Consider the following 18,186-nt stretch of genomic DNA (forward strand, 5'->3'; position numbering starts at 1 on the left):
TTTACGCCGACCGCTCCTCAACTCCCCGTATAGGGCCGGGGAGAAATATCCGGCAGGACAATGAGGGGCAGCGCCGACTTCAGCGGGTCTGCGATGCATAAAGCCAAAGATACGATCAGCGAAGCGGCGGCCGGCGCCATTCTCACCATCGATCTCGGCGCTATCCGAGAGAATTACCGGCGGCTCAAGGCAAAGCTCGGCGGCGTGCGTTGCGCCGGCGTCGTCAAGGCCGACGGTTACGGGCTCGGCGCGCGGCAAGTGGCGGCGGCACTGGTTGCCGAAGGCTGCGACAGCTTCTTTGTCGCGCATCTCACCGAGGGTGTCGCGCTGCGCGACGCACTCGGACCGAAGCTGGAAATCCATGTGCTGAACGGGCTGCCGCCGGGCTCGGAACCCGAAGCGGTGGCTGCCGACCTTGTTCCCGTCATCAACAGTGGCGGACAATTGAAGGCGTGGAGCAAAGCCGGCCAGAAGGCCGGCCGCAAGCTCAAGGCCGCCATCCAGGTCGACAGCGGCATGTCGCGGCTGGGCATGGCGCCGGCAGAGGTCGAGGCGCTTACGGCCGATGCTTTCGCCGGCGTCGATGTCGTTCTCGTCATGAGCCATCTGGCCCGTGCGGACGAACCGACCAATGCGGCCAATGACGCGCAACTCAGGGAGTTCGAACGGCTGCGCAAAATGCTGCCCAAGGCGCCGGCGTCGCTGGACAATTCCTCCGGCATCTTTCTTGGGCCGCGCTATCAGTACGACCTCGCGCGTCCGGGCGCTGCGCTCTACGGCATCAATCCGACGCCTGATGAGGCGAACCCGATGCTGCCGGTGGTGCGGCTCGAGGCAAAGATCATCCAGACACGCGGCATCGATAAGGGCGCGGGCGTCGGCTACGGACATGCGTTTCTGGCCAGCGGTCCCTTGCGCGCGGCCACGATCTCGCTCGGCTATGCCGATGGCTGGCACCGGCGCGCGGCTTCGGCTGCCTGGCTCGACGGCGTGCGACTGCCCTTTGTCGGGCGGGTGTCGATGGATTCGATCATCCTCGACATCTCGGCCCTGCCGGCCGGCCGGCTGCGCGAGGGCGACCTTGTCGAACTCCTAGGCCCCTCGCAGAGCGTCGATGACGCCGCCGGTCATGCCGGCACGATCGGTTATGAAATCCTGACCAGTCTCGGCCCCCGCTTCCACCGCCGCTATATCAACGAATAGAGCCGCGACACGCCGCCCCTTGGCGGACGCCGCAGAATCCGGCAGACAGGAGGCGGCGGCCCTCTGACGGAAGTCGTCGTGGAGAGTGATGCGATGAAGATCTTCGTGTTGGGCGGCGGCGTTATCGGGGTCACCACTGCCTATTATCTCGCTGAGGCCGGCCACGAGGTGACGGTGTTCGACCGCCAGAAAGGGCCGGCGCTGGAAACCAGCTTCGCCAATGCCGGCGAGATCTCGCCGGGCTATGCCTCGCCCTGGGCCGGTCCCGGCATCCCGCTGAAGGCAATCAAGTGGCTGTTGATGAAGCACGGCCCGCTGGTGGTGCGGCCGGCCTTCGATCCGTATATGTGGACATGGCTCATCAAGATGCTGCGCAATTGCACCGCGGATCGCTACGCCATCAACAAGGCGCGCATGGTGCCGCTCGCCGAATACAGCCGCGACACGCTGAAGGCGCTGCGCGAGGCGACCGGCATCGCTTATGATGAGCGGACCAAGGGCACGCTGCAGCTGTTTCGCACGCAAAAGCAGCTCGACGGCACCGGCGGCGATGTCGAGGTGCTGAAGAAATATGGCGTTCCCTACGAGTTGCTCGATCCCGAAGGCTGCATTGGGGCCGAGCCGGCGCTGGCCGGCGTGCGGGAAAAGTTTGTCGGCGGGCTGCGATTGCCCGGCGACGAAACTGGCGACTGCAAGATGTTCACCGATCGGCTGGCCGAGCTCTGCGTGGCGCGCGGCGTCACGTTCGAGTACGGCACGCAGATCCGGCGCTTCTCCAAGAACCGCAATCGCATCGTCAGCGTCGGCACCGACCAGCGCTCGCGCGCGGCCGACGCTTATGTGCTGGCGCTGGGCAGCTATTCGGCGCGCTTCATGCGCCTGCTCAGGCGCCCGATCCCGGTCTATCCGGTCAAGGGCTATTCGATCACCGTTCCTATCAAGGACGCGGTCGCCGCCCCGGTGTCGACGGTGATGGACGAAACCTACAAGGTGGCGATCACCAGGCTCGGCGACCGCATCCGCGTCGGCGGCACGGCGGAGATTTCCGGCTTCGATCTCAGGCTGCATGAATCGCGCCGGCGCACCCTCGAACATTCGGTCGGCGATCTGTTCCCGGATGGCGGCGACCTCAAGGCGGCGTCCTTCTGGTGCGGGCTGCGGCCGATGACGCCGGACGGGCCGCCGCTGGTCGGCCGCACCGAGTTCTCCAACCTCTATCTCAACACCGGGCACGGCACGCTTGGCTGGACCATGGCCTGCGGCTCGGCCAAGGTGCTGTCCGACATCATCTCCAGCAAGGTGCCTGATATCGATGTACGGGAGCTGGGGCCGGAGCGGTATTTGAGGTAGGGGTGCTTTTTAAAGCTCGCGGGCCAGCACCCCCTCTGTCCTACCGGACAGAGGGGTGTAAAGGATCGCTACAGAACGGCATTCCTTCAGCGTCGCCAGCCCCTCAAAACGCCTCCTTCACCCAACCCTTCGAGAACAGCCATCGGTAGGCCCACGGTATCGTCACCTTGGTCGATACCGGGTTCGAATGGGCGACATAGTCGTCATAGACCGGCTGCATCCTGGCGTAGAAGGCAGGGTCGAGCACCGTCATGCCGTTCTCCAGATCGTGGAAGAAACTGCGGTTGTTGAGATTGACCGACGAGATCGTCACCAGCCTTTCGTCGATCATCATGATCTTGGAGTGCAGCACGACATCGGGCGCCTTGAATTCGCGGATGTTGATGCGGTCGCCATATTTCTCGACGAACAGCTTGTTGAGCGCGGTCAGCAGCTTGCCGCCAATATCGCCCTTGAGGTCGATGCGGCCGACAATGTCGATCCTGACGCCGCGCGCCAGCGCCCGCTCGATGGCCAGGCTGAGCTTCGGCGTCAGATTAAGGTAGGGATTGACGATCTCGATATGGTGCCGGGCAGTGTCGATCAGCTCGACGAAATAGGTCTCGAGCGCATGGTTGTCCTCGTAGGGCACGGAAATGAAATGGCGCACCGTGCCCGGCGGGCGCCGGCTGTCGGAGCGCACCGGAATGGAGAAGGGTCTTGCGATGTTGGTGTCGGCGTCGCGCAGCCACAATGTCGAGAGATGCGCGGCCAGCGTCTCGACCGTGGCCGGGTCGGCAAACTCGATGTCGAAATCGCTCCAGTTCGAATAGTAGTTGAGCGAGAGGCCGTCGGTCTTGCCGTATTGCTCGAGGTTCGGATAGCGCGACAGGTCGATCGGCTTGTGGAACAGGAAGCCGTCATGAATGTTGCGGCCGCCGATGATGACGCGCGAGCGGGCTGGATCCTCGGCAAGTGTCGCCAGCATCTTGACGTGATGGGTCTTGTGCAGCTGTGACAGTTGCTCGTCGACCGGCGCGCCGTGGTCGGCCCGCCAACGATATTCCTGCAACTCGACATTGGGATAATCGGCCGCCAGCCGGTGCAGCAGGGCATCGTCCTTGTCGCGCTCCAGCACGTCTGTGACCATGATGCGCACTTTGGTGCCGAGGGCTGCGTGATGGCGGATCAGCCGCTCGATGACGCGGCCGGAAAAATCGGCCTTGAACTCCAGCGACGACAGATAGACCAGCTTGAGTTTCGGCGCGCGCGAGAAATCGAGCGGCAGTTCGGGGTCGGCCTTGTCAAAGGCGCTGTCGGGTAAAGGCGCGCCGAGCAGCGCTTCGACCTTGGCGTTGAAGCCGTCGCGCGACTTGCGTAACAGGCGCGGTGACCCGAGCGGCAGCGAACAGCTCTGCGACAGCCAGCGGCCGGCGTAGAAGACGCGGGCGAGTTCATCCAGGCCGGATGGACCGGGCACTGGACAACGCTCGTAGCGGCTGTCGAGCGCGGCTATCGCCGGATAGGCAACCTCTTCGCGCAGGATGGTGAGCGGGGCGCCTGCCGGCGCCAGACTGGAGCTGAGCTTGAGACTGCAGCGGTTCAAACCATCGCTGGGGAACAGGCTGGCGGTTTGCCCGGCCGACAGGCGGAGGCGGAAGGCGGCACCGCTCGCCACGCTGCGCGAGCCACCGCCGGCGCGAATCGCCAGCGCCCCGTCGCAGGCGCCCGATATCTCAACCGGCTGCTTTCCCGCCTGGCGCATCACGATCTCGATCGAGCGCGCCTGCAGGCCGGAAAAGCTGAACGTCTTTGGCGCGGAGGGCCGCGCGGCGGCGTTGACATAGAGCGTCTGCCGCGACACGCGCCAACGGCCGTTGAAATGGCCTTCGCCGGCTGTGCCGCTCGCTGCCGGCATCTGTTCGGCGGTAACCGGCTTCGCCAGCCGTTCCAGCGTCCGGTAGGTGGCCTGGAAATCGCGGTTGGCGATGGCGTGGCGGTCATGTCCGAACGGACCGGTGCCGTTCGCCCTGTCGATGGCCCCGATCTGGTTGTGGGCGAGCAGCGCCAGAAACTGCCTTTCATAGTCGCTGGCACCGGCATCGCCGAAAAACGCTGCTGCTGCAGTCTGCGGTCCAGGCGTGCCGGCCGATACCGACGGCCGGCCGCAATCCTTCGCATCGGGGAAGAAATCGCAGCTGTGCCGGATTGGGGCGGCGCAAGCGGCAAGGGCCGCCAGCCCCAGCCCGGCCAGAGCCAGGCAGATGGCGCGGTTCATCCCGTGGCCCCGTTCATCGTCTTCAGCTCAGCCGGGTCGCGCGGCGGCATAAAGCCTTGCGGAAAGACCTTGCAGACGGGAAGTGCGAAAGTGGCGATCAATAGCTCGGCCTCGCCGCGCTCCTTTTTCGGCGCTGTCTTGTCATCACGGATCGCCTTTGCCGAGGCGACGAGCGCGCCGTCGCAGTCGCAATGATTATGGCGCGCGATGTAGCAGGCGTCATGGATTTGGCAGGCGCTGTCGAGGCGATTGACAGGGCGAGGCGAGAGGTCGCCGGTGCGGGTGCCGGGACCGCAGTAATTGCCGAAGACGAAAGGCGACGGGCGGGCCATTGCGATGCGGACCGGCTTGGGCAATTCGGCTTCCGGAACTTCGGTCCATGGATTGGCGCAGGCGGAAAGCGCGACAAATGGCAAGATGGCGAGTACCGCTCGCATTTTGATCCGCACCAGCTTTGCAAAAAAGTGTCCCACCCGGCGCAGCCAATCCTTAATGATAGGCGACATCGCGCTTGTTGCCACACTGGCCGATTTTGTGGCGAGGGCAAGGCGGCGCGGCCATCAGACAAACAGCCCGCGCTCTCTCTCGACCGCCTTGGTGATGAAGTTGGCGACGCTCTGCACGCGGCGCAGCGGCCGGACCGATTCATGATAGACCAGCCAGTAGGCGCGGCGGATAGGCGTCACGATGTCGAGCGGGATCAGCTCCGGCATCGAGCGGGCGACAAAGGTGTGCAAGATGCCGATGCCAGCGCCCGAGCGCACCGCTTCGGCCTGGCCCAGCGCTGAGGAGATGGCGAAGCTGGTGCGCCAGTCCGGGCTGAACTCCGCCGCATAGTCGAGCGACGGGCTGACGATCAGGTCTGGGACATAGCCGATCAGCGTATGCTGGCCGAGTTCGGCAGCGGTCTCGGGTAAGCCGTGCGCCTGCGCATAGTCGCGCGAGGCAAACAGGCCGAGGGTGTAGTCGACCAGCTTTCCCGCCACCAGCCTGCCTTCGCTCGGCCGCTCGACGGTGATGGCGATGTCGGCCTCGCGCCGCGACAGCGAGAAGGAACGCGGCACCGGCACCAGCTGGATGGTGAGTTCGCGGTGCAGCGCGGTCAGCGCGCCAAGACGCGTGGCGAGGAATGCAACGCCAAACCCGTCGGGCGCGCCGATGCGCACCGTGCCTGAGATATCGTCGCCTTCGCCCGACACGGCGGAGCGCGCGGCGATCATGTCGGCTTCCATGCGCTCGGCAATGTCGAGAAAGCGCTGGCCGGCCGGCGTCAGCTCGCTGCCGGTGGTAAGCCGGCGAAACAGTTTTGTCCGTAACGCATCCTCAAGCGCTGCGATGCGGCGCGAGACGGTGGCGTGATTGAGTTCCAGCCGCTTGGCGGCGCCAAGGATCTGCCCGGCGCGGGCCACGGCGAGGAAGATGCGGACGTCATCCCAGTTCATGGGGGTGGTCCGGGCTAGCGGCGAACGCGGCGTTCCCGCCCACCCCCCTCTGGCCTGCCGGCCATCTCCCCCGCAAGGAGGGAGATTGGCAGCTCCGCCACCTGCGTCTCTTTTGGTGCGTTGAAGATTTGCGAAGGCGGCGGCCACATCTGATCTCCCCCCTTGCGGGGGAGATGTCCGGCAGGACAGAGGGGGGTGTGACGGAGCGCAACCTTCGGGCCTTTCAGCAATCTGTAATTTGCGGCAATTAATGCACACTCGTCCTTCGTTGTCTATTTCTTGCACAACGGTTGCGTTTCCCCTCGCGTTGCCTTCGCGCCTGCAAAGGGGTTGAATGCGCCATCACAAACTCAGGGAGAGAAACCATGATCGAATACGGTCATTTCATCGGCGGCAAGCATGTCGCCGGGACCAGCGGGCGCAAGCAGGACGTGATGCAGCCCATGGACGGCTCGGTGCGCGGCGCGGTGGCGCTGGCTTCGCCGGAGGAACTGCGTGCGGCTGTCCTGAATGCCAAGGAAGCACAGATCAAATGGGCTGCGACCAACCCGCAGCGGCGTGTGCGCGTGCTGATGAAGTTTCTTGAACTGGTTGCCCGCGACTATGACGAACTGGCCGATCTTCTGGCCCGCGAGCACGGCAAGACCATCGCCGACGCCAAGGGCGACATCCAGCGCGGCCTCGAAGTGGTCGAAGTCTGCATCGGTGCGCCGCACATGATGAAGGGCGAGTTCACCGACGGCGCCGGCCCCGGCATCGATGTCTATTCGATGCGCCAGCCGCTTGGCGTCGTTGCCGGCATCACCCCGTTCAATTTCCCGGCGATGATCCCGCTGTGGAAGATTGCCCCGGCGCTGGCCTGCGGCAACGCCTTTATCCTGAAGCCTTCCGAGCGTGACCCTGGCGTGCCGATGCGCATCGCCGAACTGTTCCTCGAGGCTGGCCTGCCGGCTGGCGTTCTCAACGTCGTCAATGGCGACAAGGATGTCGTCGACGCCATCCTCGACGATCCTGATATCAAGGCTATCGGCTTTGTCGGCTCGACGCCGATCGCGCATTACATCTACTCGCGCGGCACGGCCGCGGGAAAACGCGTGCAGTGCTTCGGCGGCGCCAAGAACCACATGATCATCATGCCCGATGCCGACATGGACCAGACCGTCGATGCGCTGATCGGCGCGGGCTACGGCTCGGCCGGCGAGCGCTGCATGGCGATCTCGGTTGCCGTTCCCGTCGGCAACGACACCGCCAACCGGCTGATGGAAAAGCTGATCCCGCGTGTCGAAAGCCTCAAAGTCGGCCCGTCGACGGATTCGTCCGCCGATTTCGGCCCGCTGGTCACGGCGCAGGCATTGGAACGCGTCAAGGGTTATGTCGACACCGGCGTCAAGGAAGGCGCCAAGCTGGTCGTCGATGGCCGCGGCTTCTCCATGCAGGGCTACGAGGATGGCTACTATATGGGCGGCTGCCTGTTCGACAATGTGACCGCCGACATGCGCATCTACAAGGAAGAGATTTTTGGCCCGGTGCTGTCAGTGGTGCGTGCGCCGACCTATGAGAGCGCCATCAAGCTCGCCAACGATCATGAGATGGGCAATGGCGTCGCCATCTTCACCCGTGACGGTGATGCTGCTCGTGATTTTGCTTCGCGCGTCCAGGTCGGCATGGTCGGCATCAACGTGCCGATCCCGGTTCCGATCGCTTACTACACGTTCGGCGGCTGGAAGGCGTCGTCCTTCGGCGACCTCAACCAGCACGGCCCGGACGCGTTCCGCTTCTACACCAAGACCAAGACGGTGACCTCGCGCTGGCCCTCCGGCGTCAAGGACGGTGCCGAGTTCGTCATCCCGACGATGAACTGACCGGACGATTTCGAAGATAGGCAAGAAGGCCCGGGTTCGAAGCCCGGGCCTTTCTTTGTACGAAACCGACATTGGCCATCACGTTTAAGCGATGGAACCAAGAGCCTGTCATCTGCCTTAAATTGCATTCCTGCCGTGGTGCAGGCCATCAAAATAGCGCCGGTAGCAGCCGGGGTTCTCGTCTGGCGCAAGGAGGTGTCAGATGACACGACGTCTTGTGGCGGCGATGTTCTTTGCGGTGTTCGCGATGTCCGGCATCGCCCAGGCCAAAGCCGATCAATGCGCGGCGCGGACCGACCTGGTCAAGGCGCTCGGCGAGAAGTTCCACGAAAGCCAAGCCGCACGTGGCCTGGTGAACCCAAATGTGGTGCTGGAGATATTCGTCTCCGACCAGGGCACTTGGACCATCCTGGCCACCGACACACACGGCCAAAGCTGCATCATCACGGCTGGCGAAGGCTGGGACGGGGCGGCTATGGCAGCAGTCTTGCCGGGCACCTGATAAAAGACCGGTCGGAAGTCTGGAGCAGAGACGGAGTTCAGCGTGTGGCGGCCACTTCGGCATGGCCGCGCAGCAGTGCCATAAGGCGTTTGGCGTCCTTGGCGGCAGCCTCTTCGTCACCGGCCAGGATCGAGCGGATTAGCGCGACGTGGTGCTCAGCCGATTCGGCCAGTCCTGTGTCGGCCTTGTAGCGAAACCAGAAGCGGCGGCTGTGGGCCTGCAGGGGCGCGGCCAGACGGGCCGCAAACGGGTTGTCGGCGGCCATCGCCAAGGCCTCGTCGAGCGCCTTGTCGGCCTGGATGAAGGCCAGCACATTGCCCGAGATGACGGCCTTCTGCATGGCAAGGGCTGCCTCATGAAACAGATCGGCGGCCTCGCGGGTGACGAAGCGGGCGGCCGAGCGCGCCAGCACCACCTCGACGCCGCGCCTGGCATCCAGCACGCGCAGCCAGTCGCCGGGATGCAGCGGGGCAATGGCGATGCCGGCGCGTGGCCTGACGTCGAGCAGTCCTTCCCAGGCGAGGCGCTGGATCGCTTCGCGCACCGGCGTGCGTCCTAGCGCCAGCTTTTCGATCAGCGCGCCTTCGGTGACAAAGCTCGCGGGCGCCAGTTCCAACGTCACGATCATATGCTCGAGCACATGATAGGCCTTGGCGGCGGCCGGCTCGGGGGATGCTGTCTCAGTCGATATCACAGGTGGGCTCCTGATATATCTTCCATATATCATAACAGATTCCGCATTGACAGCCGGTTTGGCAACAGATATATGGCTGATATATCAGATGGAGAGACGATCATGTGGACCGGAGTTTTCCCCGCCGTCACGACCAAATTCACCGAAGACGACCGCCTCGACCATGCCGAGATGGAGCGCTGCTTTGCGTTGCAGATGGATGCCGGTTGCGACGGCATCATCGTCTGTGGCTCGCTCGGCGAAGGCCCGATGCTGTCGCATGACGAAAAAATCGAGGTGCTGAAGACTGCCCAGAAAGTTGCCGGCAGCAAGCCGGTTCTGCTGACCGTCAACGAGGCAGGCACCCGCGAGGCGGCGAACATCGCAAAGCGCGCGAGCCGGGAAGGCGCCAACGGGCTGATGGTGGTACCGAGCCCGATCTATCACACCAACCCGGAAGAGACGGTCGCCGCCTTGCGCGCCGTCGCTCAGGCCGGCGACCTGCCGGTGATGATCTACTCCAACCGGCTGGCCTACCGTGTCGATGTCACTGTCGACCAGATGGAGGATCTGGCTGCGGACAAGCGCTTCGTCGCTATCAAGGAGTCCTCCGACGACATCCGCCGCTCGACCGAGATCATCAACCGCTTCGGCGACCGCTACGATCTGTTCACCGGCGTCGACAATCTCGCCTTCGAGGCGCTGTCGGTGGGCGCCATCGGCTGGGTGGCGGGTCTGGTCGTCGCCTTCCCGCGCGAGACCGTCGCCATCTACCAGCTGATGAAGCAGGGCCGCCGCGAGGAGGCGCTTTCGATCTACCGCTGGTTCCGCCCGCTGCTCGATCTCGATGTCTCGACCTATCTGGTCCAAAACATCAAGCTTGCCGAAGTGCTCGCGATCGACACAAATGACCGCGTGCGCATGCCGCGCCAGCCGCTGTCGGGCGAGCGCCGCAAAGCGGTCGAGAAGATCGTCAAGGACGCGCTGGCGGTACGGCCGAAGCTGCCGCAGTTCTGAAGGCTTTCTTCTCCCCGTGCACGTGCACGGGGAGAAGATGGCGGCAGCCAGATGAGGGGCAGCGCCGACGTGCAAGGAAATTCCAGGGACACAGAGGAGGGCCGCTGCCCCTCATCCGCCCTTCGGGCCCCGCAGCCCTTCGCTGGCGCTCCGGGCGTTCGTCGTTCGGAAAGCCAAGCAGTCGGCTTTTCCACCGCTTCGCGGACCACTCCTCACCCCCGTGAACGGGGAGAAGGGGTAGATATCGCCATTGTCGGTGGCGGCATTGTCGGCATCTGCGCGGCGGCCATGCTGGCCGAGGCCGGGCGCAGCGTCACGGTCTTCGACCGCACCGGCATCTGCGAGGAGACGAGCTCCGGCAATGCCGCCGCCTTCGCCTTCTCCGACGTGCTGCCGCTGGCGCATAAGGGCATGATGCGGCACTTGCCGAAATGGCTTGCCGATCCGCTCGGGCCACTCAGCATCCCGCCGGCCTACTTGCCGAAGCTGTTGCCTTGGCTGTTGCGCTTCTGGCGCGCTGGCGCACCAGAAAAATATGAGGCGAGCCTTGCTGCTCAGGCAGGCATGATGAAGCTCGCCGAGGCTGAATGGATGGGCCTGCTCGACCGTTCCGGCACGCGGCTGATGCTGCGCGAGGACGGCTCGCTGGAGCTTTATGAAAGCGAGGCCGAATTTCAGGCCGGGCTGCCGGGCTGGGCGGCGCGCGAGCGCTTCGGCATCGGCTTTCGCCATGTCGAAGGCGACGAACTGGCGCGGCTGCAGCCGGGACTGTCGCCGCGCTTCATCAAGGGCACCTTCGTGCCGGGCTGGAAGACCGTCGCCGATCCGAAACTGCTCGGCAAGGGGGTGTGGGCCTATGCCGAAGGGTTGGGCGCGCGTTTCGAAAAGGCGCGCATAGAGCGCGTCGCCGCCAATCCTGATGGCGCGACGCTGGCGCTGACCGACGGCACGACCAGGCAGGCAAGACATCTTGTCGTGGCCGCCGGGGCATGGTCGCATCTGCTGACGAAGGCGCTTGGCGACACCATCCCGCTCGAAACCGAGCGCGGCTACAACACGACACTGCCGAAGACCGCTTTCGACGTGCAGCGGATGCTGATCTTTTCCGGCCATGGCTTCGTCATCACGCCACTCGAGACGGGCTTGCGCGTCGGCGGCGCCGTCGAGTTGGGCGGTCTCGACCGGCCGCCGAATTTTGCGCGTTCGAAGGCCATGCTGGAAAAAGCCAGACAATTCCTTCCGGGGCTGGACGCGTCAGGTGGCCGCGAGTGGATGGGGTGTCGCCCGTCGCTGCCGGATTCGTTGCCCGTCATCGGCACGGCGCGCACCGCGTCCAACGTCGTCTACGCCTTTGGCCATGGCCATCTCGGCCTGACCCAGGCGGCGGCCAGCGGCCGCTTGATCCGCGATCTTGTTCTCGGGCAAACTTCGCCGATCGATCTTGCCCCCTTCAGCCCGCAACGGTTTTGAGTCCGAGGAAATCATGGCCAAAAAATCCTTCTTTTGCATCGACGGCCATACCTGCGGCAATCCGGTGCGGCTGGTCGCCGGCGGCGGCCCTTTGCTTCAGGGGCCGACGATGATGGAGCGGCGGGCGCATTTCCTGGCGGAGTATGACTGGATCCGCACCGGGCTGATGTTCGAGCCGCGCGGCCACGATGTCATGTCGGGCTCGATCCTCTATCCGCCGACGCGCGAGGATTGCGACATAGCCATCCTGTTCATCGAGACGTCGGGCTGCCTGCCGATGTGCGGCCACGGCACGATCGGCACGGTGACGATGGCCATCGAACATGGGCTGATTAAGCCGAAGACACCCGGCGTGCTCCGGCTCGACACACCGGCCGGGCTGGTCATCGCCGAATACAAGCAAGTCGGCGACTATGTCGAGGAGGTGCGCATCACCAATGTACCGTCCTTCCTTTATGCCGAGGGACTGACGGTCGACTGCCCACAGCTTGGCGAGATCACTGTCGATGTCGCCTATGGCGGCAATTTCTACGCAATCGTCGAGCCGCAGGCGAATTTTCGCGACATGGCTGATTATTCCGCCGGCGATTTCATCGCCTGGAGCCCTGTGGTGCGGCAGCGGCTCAACGAGAAGTACTCGTTCGTGCATCCGGAAAACCCCGGCATCAACCGGCTGTCCCACATGCTGTGGACGGGCGAGCCGACAGTGGCGGGCGCGGATGCGCGCAACGCCGTCTTCTATGGCGACAAGGCGATCGACCGCTCACCTTGCGGCACCGGCACCTCGGCGCGCATGGCGCAGCTCCATGCCAAGGGCAAGCTCAAGGCCGGCGACAGTTTTGTCCACGAATCGATCATCGGCTCGCTGTTCAAGGGCAAGGTCGAGAAGGACGTCACTGTTGCCGGCAAGCCGGCCATCATTCCCTCGATCGGCGGCTGGGCGCGGATGACCGGCCTGAACACCATATTCATCGACGACCGCGATCCGTTCGCGCACGGTTTTGTGGTTAAGTGATACGGTAGGCTGCCGATCATCCACCGAGACGAAGACTTGGACCCAGAGCGGGACCTCTTGGCGAAACCAGTCAGCGAAAGGTTAGCGCGTTGGGCGAGGCATCCACCGCCATAGTCGGAAGTAACCCATGTTGCAGCTGGTCAGTACGGAATGTGGCTAAAAAACGAAACCCGCCAACAACGCAAAGATTCGTCTCATCACCTAATTTTGACCGGGATTTCTTCGAAATGAGGTCGCTGGTCCGGCTGAATCGTCAAAGACATTGCGTTATGCCAATGATAGGGTCCGCGATAGTCCAGGGGTCGGGAGCAAAAAAACGGGCAATCGGAAGGCGTGCCGGCAAAACACGCTCGACGTTTGAAAAATCACGTTGCAATCCGGGCTCGAAACTTTACGACTAGGGGAAATACGAAAAGGAATGCGTCTGCATGGGCGACATTCCAGGGGAGCCATGTACACATGCAGTACTTTGTCCAGCAGCTTATCAATGGGCTGACGCTGGGATCGATCTATGGGCTGATCGCAATCGGCTACACGATGGTCTACGGCATCATCGGCATGATCAACTTCGCCCACGGCGACATTTTCATGGTCGGGGCATTCGCCGCCCTCGTTGTCTTCCTCATCCTCGGCTCCTTGTTCTATTCGGTCCCGGTCGTCCTGGCGCTGCTGATCATGATGATCGTGGCGATGCTGCTCACCAGCCTCTACAACTGGACGATCGAGAAGGTGGCCTACCGGCCGCTGCGCGGTTCGTTCCGGCTGGCGCCGCTGATCACCGCCATCGGCATGTCGATCGCGCTGTCGAACTTCATCCAGGTGACGCAAGGTCCGCGCAACAAGCCGATCCCGCCGATGGTCAGCCAAGTCTACAACATCAACGGCATCAGCGTGTCGCTGAAGCAGATCATCATCGTCGTCGTCACCGCCCTGCTGCTGGCGCTGTTCTGGTACCTGGTCAACAGGACTTCCCTCGGCCGGGCGCAAAGGGCGTGCGAGCAGGACCGCAAGATGGCGGCGCTGCTCGGTGTCGATGTCGACCGTACGATCTCGATCACCTTTATCATGGGTGCAGCGCTTGCGGCCGTCGCGGGCACGTTGTTCCTGATGTATTACGGCGTCATCGCCTTTTCCGACGGCTTTGTGCCGGGGGTCAAGGCCTTCACCGCGGCCGTTCTCGGCGGCATCGGGTCTCTGCCGGGCGCGGTGCTTGGCGGGCTTTTGATCGGCTTCATCGAGAGCATGTGGTCGGCGTATTTCTCGATCGACTACAAGGACGTCGCGGCGTTCTCGATCCTGGCGATCGTGCTGATCTTCCTGCCTTCCGGCATTTTGGGCCGGCCAGAAGTCGAAAAGGTCTGAGACAATGGCGGTTTCCGTATCCTCGGAGCGCGACACCGTCGCCTCCCCCGTGCAGCGTGCATTGCGCGAAGCGTTCTATGCCGGCGCCATCTCGCTGGGGTTGTTCATTCTCTTCATCGGCCTGAAGACCGACCAGAACATAAGCAACCAGCTGATCCTGGTGCAGCGCTGGTTGCTGCTCATCACCGTGGTCGTGCTGACCATGCTTGGCCGCTTCTTCTACATTGCATATGGCCAGCCGTTCATGGCCAATCAGAAGATCACCAATGTCGCCACCGGCCTGTTGCCGGCGAGCGTCGCGTCGCGCTTCTTCCTGCTTCCGGCCTTCATCGTCGCCGTTGTGCTGGCGGTTGTCCTGGTTGCGTTCGGCAGCGCCCTGCCGGTGTTGGTGGGACCCGATCTGGCCGGCTACCTTCAGTTCCTGCGCGCATTGGCCGTCATTTACGCGCTCGCTTGCGTGATCTTCTATTTCCGCTCCTTCATCCACGCCAATTTCACCAAGCTCGGGATTGCGGCGCTGGTGCTATACCCGATCCTCGTCGTCGTGGTGCTGTCGATCTACGCGTGGTCGATAACCGGCGGCCTGCAGGGCTCGTTGAAGTGGGTCGACAATTTCGGCATCCAGATCCTGATCTATGTGATGCTGGCCTGGGGGCTGAACATCGTCGTCGGCCTCGCCGGCCTGCTCGATCTCGGCTACGTCGCCTTTTACGCGGTCGGTGCCTATGCCTATGCGTTGCTCGGTTCGCAATACGGCCTGTCGTTCTGGATCCTGCTGCCCGCCGCCGGCGCCATGGCCGCCTTCTGGGGCGTTATGCTCGGCTTTCCGGTGCTCAGGCTTCGTGGCGATTACCTGGCGATCGTGACGCTGGCCTTCGGCGAGATCATCCGCCTGGTGCTGATCAACTGGCGTGAAGTCACCAACGGCTCGGCCGGCATCTCCGGCATCCCGAAGGTCACCTTCTTCGGCCTGATGACGTTTAATTCGACCGACCCGAACTATATCGGCAAGGTGCTGCACATCGCCCAGTCAAGCGCCTACTACAAGATCTTCCTCTACTATCTCATTCTCGGGCTGGCGCTGCTGACCGCCTTCGTCACCATCAGGCTCAGGCGCATGCCTGTCGGTCGCGCCTGGGAGGCGCTGCGCGAGGACGAGATTGCCTGCCGCTCGCTTGGCATCAACACCACCACCACCAAGCTCACCGCCTTTGCCACCGGCGCCATGTTCGGCGGTTTTGCCGGCGCCTTCTTCGCCGCACGGCAAGGCTTCGTCAGCCCTGAATCCTTCGTCTTCCTGGAATCGGCGATCATCCTGGCCATCGTGGTGCTCGGCGGCATGGGCTCGCTGGTCGGCATCGCGGTCGCCGCGCTGGTGATGATCGGCGGCACCGAGGCACTGCGCGAACTCGATTTCCTGAAAAGTGTCTTCGGAAAAGATTTCACGCCGGAGCTTTACCGCATGCTTTTGTTCGGCATGGCGATGGTCATCGTAATGCTGTGGAAGCCGCGCGGCTTTGTCGGCAGCCGTGAACCGACGGCCTTCCTCAGTGAACGAAAAGCGGTCTCCTCCTCCTTCACCAAGGAAGGGCACGGCTGATGAGCGCGACCTCCATTCAGAAGACCAATCCGGGTATGAAAGACGCCATCCTCCAGGTCGAGCATCTTTCGATGAAGTTCGGCGGCCTGATCGCCATCGGCGATCTGTCGTTCCAGGCCAAGCGCGGCGAGATCACCGCTCTGATCGGACCCAATGGCGCCGGCAAGACCACCGTCTTCAATTGCATCACCGGCTTCTACAAGCCGTCGGAAGGCATGATTACGCTCAACCGGGCCGACGGCTCGAGCTTCCTGCTCGAACGGCTGCCCAATCATGAGATCCCGGCGCGCGCCAAGGTGGCGCGCACCTTCCAGAACATCCGCCTGTTCTCGGGCATGACGCTGCTGGAGAATCTGCTGGTTGCCCAGCACAACAAGCTGATGAAGGCATCCGGCTATACGATCCTGGGCCTGTTCGGGATCGGCGGCTACCGCAGAGCCTCGGCTGAATCGGTGGAGCTTGCCAAGCACTGGCTGGAGAAGGCCGATCTTGTCGATCGCGCCGACGATCCGGCCGGCGACCTGCCCTATGGCGCGCAGCGGCGCCTCGAGATTGCGCGCGCCATGTGCACAGGGCCCGAACTTCTGTGCCTCGACGAGCCTGCGGCCGGTCTCAATCCGAAGGAGTCGGCTGCGCTGAATTCGCTGCTGATGGACATCAAGAGCAGTACCTCGATCCTGCTGATCGAACATGACATGTCGGTGGTCATGCAGATTTCCGACCATGTCGTGGTGCTTGAATATGGCCGCAAGATTTCCGACGGCAGCCCGCAATCGGTGCGTACCGACCCGCGCGTCATCGCCGCCTATCTCGGCGTCGACGACGAGGAGGTCGAGACGGTGCTGACCGAGGTTGGCGATGAAGACGTCATCGAGCAGCTGGACATCGGGCCGGATTCGGCTCACGGACCAGGCACATCGTCTTCCTATCTCGCCGGCCCGGTAAGCGACACGATCGGCCACAGCCAGGGCGAGCGGGTCACAGTGTCGAAGGGAGCTTCAAAAGCCACCCAATACGATACAAGAGCCAACTCCGCGCCAAGAGCACCGTCCGAGCGTCTAACGGCCAAGTCCAAGCCGGCGGCCACCAAATCCCCGACAGGCAAGCCGCGCGGAGGGCGTAAGTGATGGCCGAGACAACGCTCCTCGACATCAAGGGCGTCGAGACCTACTACGGCAACATCAAGGCGCTGAACGGCGTCGATGTCCACGTCAACCAGGGCGAGATCGTCGCGCTGATCGGTGCCAACGGTGCCGGCAAGTCGACGCTGATGATGACCATCTTCGGTGCGCCGCGCGCTCGTGCCGGCTCAATCACTTTCGCCGGCACCGACATCACCCAGATGCCGACGCACGAGATCGCCCGCATGCGTATCGCGCAGTCGCCGGAAGGCAGGCGCATTTTCCCGCGCATGACGGTGATGGAAAACCTGCAGATGGGCGCCGGTCTCGACAATCTCAAGCACTATGACGAGGATGCCGAGAAGGTGTTCGCGCTGTTCCCGCGCCTCAAGGAGCGCATTGCCCAGCGCGGCGGCACGCTGTCGGGCGGTGAGCAGCAGATGCTGTCGATCGGACGTGCGCTGATGGCGCGGCCTAAGCTGCTGTTGCTCGACGAGCCGTCGCTGGGTCTGGCGCCGCTGATCGTCAAGCAGATCTTCGATGCCATCCGCGAGCTGAACCGCACGCAAGGGCTGACTGTGTTCCTGGTCGAGCAGAACGCCTTCGGCGCGCTCAAGCTCGCCACGCGCGGCTATGTCATGGTCAACGGCAACGTGACCATGAGCGGCACAGGCAAGGAATTGCTCGCCAATCCGGAAGTGCGGGCGGCCTATCTCGAAGGCGGCCATCACTGATTTTGGAGCGGAATGTATGCATACGGTATTCCGCTCCAACTTGTTTGTTTGTCGCATGACCTTTGTCCGAAAAGTCTGCAACTTTTCGGGATCATGCTAGGGAGTCTTCATCATGCAAGGCATTCTTCACGAGGAACCTTCCATCTGGCAGTTCTTCTTCGTCACCTGTCTGCTCGGCGGCTGGGCGGCATGGATGACCGGCAAGGCCAGCGCCCAGACATGGCGCAGCCTGCCGGCGCTGTTCGCCTATCTGCTGGGTCTCGGCATCGGCATCAGGTTCATCCATCATGCCTTGTTCGGCGGCACGATGTTTTCGCTGCAATACTATGTCGTGGACACAATCGTGCTCATGATATTGGGGTTTGTCGGCTATCAATACACGCGTACGAACCAGATGGTGACGCAGTATAATTGGCTTTACGAACGGGCTTCGATCTTAAGCTGGAAACCGAAAGGTTGACGTTCATCATTAACGCCGTTCCGGGGATGAATCGGCGTGACAAGGGCCTGAAAATCGGCAAAGTACGCTTTCTGCGATAAGGGTGGGCATCGCATGAAAGTTTCATCCACGCCCACCT

General features: G+C 63.1%; 15 protein-coding genes and 1 pseudogene. 12 read left to right on the plus strand and 4 right to left on the minus strand.

Going from position 1 to position 18,186, the window contains the following annotated elements:
• Positions 1-93: 93 nt before the first annotated feature.
• Positions 94-1,203 (plus strand): alanine racemase, encoded by a 1,110-nt coding sequence (gene alr / locus NKH54_RS06990; RefSeq protein WP_031197166.1) that lies wholly within the window; start codon positions 94-96, stop codon positions 1,201-1,203.
• A 93-nt stretch (positions 1,204-1,296) separates the two neighbouring features.
• A complete protein-coding gene (locus tag NKH54_RS06995) occupies positions 1,297-2,553 on the plus strand; it encodes a D-amino acid dehydrogenase (RefSeq protein WP_023668705.1) in 1,257 nt (418 codons plus the stop codon).
• Positions 2,554-2,656: 103 nt separating this feature from the next.
• Here NKH54_RS06995 and NKH54_RS07000 read toward each other — a convergent pair whose 3' ends face one another.
• From NKH54_RS07000 to NKH54_RS07010, 3 genes are all read right to left on the minus strand, one after another.
• Entirely contained in the window at positions 2,657-4,810 is a 2,154-nt protein-coding gene (locus NKH54_RS07000) for a phospholipase D-like domain-containing protein (RefSeq protein WP_353027927.1), read from the minus strand.
• Complete coding sequence (locus NKH54_RS07005) at positions 4,807-5,247, minus strand: phospholipase A2 family protein (protein WP_353027928.1); 441 nt, start codon at positions 5,245-5,247, stop codon at positions 4,807-4,809. Before NKH54_RS07005 ends, NKH54_RS07000 begins: the two co-directional genes overlap by 4 nt.
• A gap of 123 nt (positions 5,248-5,370) precedes the next feature.
• Entirely contained in the window at positions 5,371-6,252 is an 882-nt protein-coding gene (locus tag NKH54_RS07010) for a LysR family transcriptional regulator (RefSeq protein WP_353027929.1), read from the minus strand.
• Between the two features lie 365 nt (positions 6,253-6,617).
• Here NKH54_RS07010 and NKH54_RS07015 point away from each other — a divergent pair, with 365 nt between their 5' ends.
• Positions 6,618-8,114: a CoA-acylating methylmalonate-semialdehyde dehydrogenase gene (locus NKH54_RS07015; protein WP_353027930.1), complete on the plus strand. Its 1,497-nt coding sequence runs from the start codon at positions 6,618-6,620 to the stop codon at positions 8,112-8,114.
• Between the two features lie 202 nt (positions 8,115-8,316).
• On the plus strand, positions 8,317-8,616 hold the full coding sequence (locus tag NKH54_RS07020) for a hypothetical protein (protein WP_352459899.1): 300 nt from the start codon (positions 8,317-8,319) through the stop codon (positions 8,614-8,616).
• Between the two features lie 37 nt (positions 8,617-8,653).
• On the opposite strand, the gene NKH54_RS07025 is transcribed toward NKH54_RS07020, so the two are convergent.
• Positions 8,654-9,343, minus strand: coding sequence for a GntR family transcriptional regulator (locus tag NKH54_RS07025; RefSeq protein WP_352596711.1), 690 nt, complete (start codon positions 9,341-9,343; stop codon positions 8,654-8,656).
• Positions 9,344-9,412: 69 nt separating this feature from the next.
• Here NKH54_RS07025 and NKH54_RS07030 point away from each other — a divergent pair, with 69 nt between their 5' ends.
• From NKH54_RS07030 to NKH54_RS07065, 8 genes and pseudogenes are all read left to right on the plus strand, one after another.
• On the plus strand, positions 9,413-10,306 hold the full coding sequence (locus NKH54_RS07030; protein WP_352537837.1) for a dihydrodipicolinate synthase family protein: 894 nt from the start codon (positions 9,413-9,415) through the stop codon (positions 10,304-10,306).
• A 51-nt stretch (positions 10,307-10,357) separates the two neighbouring features.
• Positions 10,358-11,776 carry an NAD(P)/FAD-dependent oxidoreductase gene (locus NKH54_RS07035; protein WP_353027931.1) on the plus strand — a complete coding sequence of 473 codons (1,419 nt, stop codon included), beginning with the start codon at positions 10,358-10,360 and terminating at the stop codon, positions 11,774-11,776.
• A gap of 13 nt (positions 11,777-11,789) precedes the next feature.
• The gene (locus NKH54_RS07040; protein ID WP_023744963.1) at positions 11,790-12,791 is read left to right on the plus strand and encodes a 4-hydroxyproline epimerase; all 1,002 of its coding nucleotides are present in this window, start codon (positions 11,790-11,792) and stop codon (positions 12,789-12,791) included.
• 459 nt (positions 12,792-13,250) lie between these two features.
• Positions 13,251-14,153 (plus strand): branched-chain amino acid ABC transporter permease, encoded by a 903-nt coding sequence (locus NKH54_RS07045; RefSeq protein ID WP_023668715.1) that lies wholly within the window; start codon positions 13,251-13,253, stop codon positions 14,151-14,153.
• A gap of 4 nt (positions 14,154-14,157) precedes the next feature.
• On the plus strand, positions 14,158-15,753 hold the full coding sequence (gene livM, locus NKH54_RS07050) for a high-affinity branched-chain amino acid ABC transporter permease LivM (RefSeq protein WP_023668716.1): 1,596 nt from the start codon (positions 14,158-14,160) through the stop codon (positions 15,751-15,753).
• Positions 15,753-16,859, plus strand: a pseudogene (locus NKH54_RS07055) (ABC transporter ATP-binding protein); the annotation flags it as partial. The gene livM and the pseudogene NKH54_RS07055, both read left to right, overlap by 1 nt.
• Before the next feature lie 20 nt (positions 16,860-16,879).
• Positions 16,880-17,608, plus strand: coding sequence for an ABC transporter ATP-binding protein (locus NKH54_RS07060; protein ID WP_023668718.1), 729 nt, complete (start codon positions 16,880-16,882; stop codon positions 17,606-17,608).
• A gap of 112 nt (positions 17,609-17,720) precedes the next feature.
• Positions 17,721-18,068 (plus strand): DUF6867 family protein, encoded by a 348-nt coding sequence (locus NKH54_RS07065; RefSeq protein ID WP_023668719.1) that lies wholly within the window; start codon positions 17,721-17,723, stop codon positions 18,066-18,068.
• Positions 18,069-18,186: the final 118 nt, after the last annotated feature.

It is taken from the genome of Mesorhizobium sp. M1004, from assembly GCF_040318795.1.
Lineage (GTDB): Bacteria > Pseudomonadota > Alphaproteobacteria > Rhizobiales > Rhizobiaceae > Mesorhizobium.

What these genes read in the sequence shown, in the direction of transcription:
- alr (WP_031197166.1), top strand. Translation starts at nt 94, where the DNA reads ATGCATAAAGCCAAAGATACGATCAGCGAAGCGGCGGCCGGCGCCATT.
- NKH54_RS06995 (WP_023668705.1), top strand. Translation starts at nt 1,297, where the DNA reads ATGAAGATCTTCGTGTTGGGCGGCGGCGTTATCGGGGTCACCACTGCC.
- NKH54_RS07000 (WP_353027927.1), bottom strand. Translation starts at nt 4,810, where the DNA reads ATGAACCGCGCCATCTGCCTGGCTCTGGCCGGGCTGGGGCTGGCGGCC.
- NKH54_RS07005 (WP_353027928.1), bottom strand. Translation starts at nt 5,247, where the DNA reads ATGCGAGCGGTACTCGCCATCTTGCCATTTGTCGCGCTTTCCGCCTGC.
- NKH54_RS07010 (WP_353027929.1), bottom strand. Translation starts at nt 6,252, where the DNA reads ATGAACTGGGATGACGTCCGCATCTTCCTCGCCGTGGCCCGCGCCGGG.
- NKH54_RS07015 (WP_353027930.1), top strand. Translation starts at nt 6,618, where the DNA reads ATGATCGAATACGGTCATTTCATCGGCGGCAAGCATGTCGCCGGGACC.
- NKH54_RS07020 (WP_352459899.1), top strand. Translation starts at nt 8,317, where the DNA reads ATGACACGACGTCTTGTGGCGGCGATGTTCTTTGCGGTGTTCGCGATG.
- NKH54_RS07025 (WP_352596711.1), bottom strand. Translation starts at nt 9,343, where the DNA reads ATGATATATGGAAGATATATCAGGAGCCCACCTGTGATATCGACTGAG.
- NKH54_RS07030 (WP_352537837.1), top strand. Translation starts at nt 9,413, where the DNA reads ATGTGGACCGGAGTTTTCCCCGCCGTCACGACCAAATTCACCGAAGAC.
- NKH54_RS07035 (WP_353027931.1), top strand. Translation starts at nt 10,358, where the DNA reads ATGAGGGGCAGCGCCGACGTGCAAGGAAATTCCAGGGACACAGAGGAG.
- NKH54_RS07040 (WP_023744963.1), top strand. Translation starts at nt 11,790, where the DNA reads ATGGCCAAAAAATCCTTCTTTTGCATCGACGGCCATACCTGCGGCAAT.
- NKH54_RS07045 (WP_023668715.1), top strand. Translation starts at nt 13,251, where the DNA reads ATGCAGTACTTTGTCCAGCAGCTTATCAATGGGCTGACGCTGGGATCG.
- livM (WP_023668716.1), top strand. Translation starts at nt 14,158, where the DNA reads ATGGCGGTTTCCGTATCCTCGGAGCGCGACACCGTCGCCTCCCCCGTG.
- NKH54_RS07060 (WP_023668718.1), top strand. Translation starts at nt 16,880, where the DNA reads ATGGCCGAGACAACGCTCCTCGACATCAAGGGCGTCGAGACCTACTAC.
- NKH54_RS07065 (WP_023668719.1), top strand. Translation starts at nt 17,721, where the DNA reads ATGCAAGGCATTCTTCACGAGGAACCTTCCATCTGGCAGTTCTTCTTC.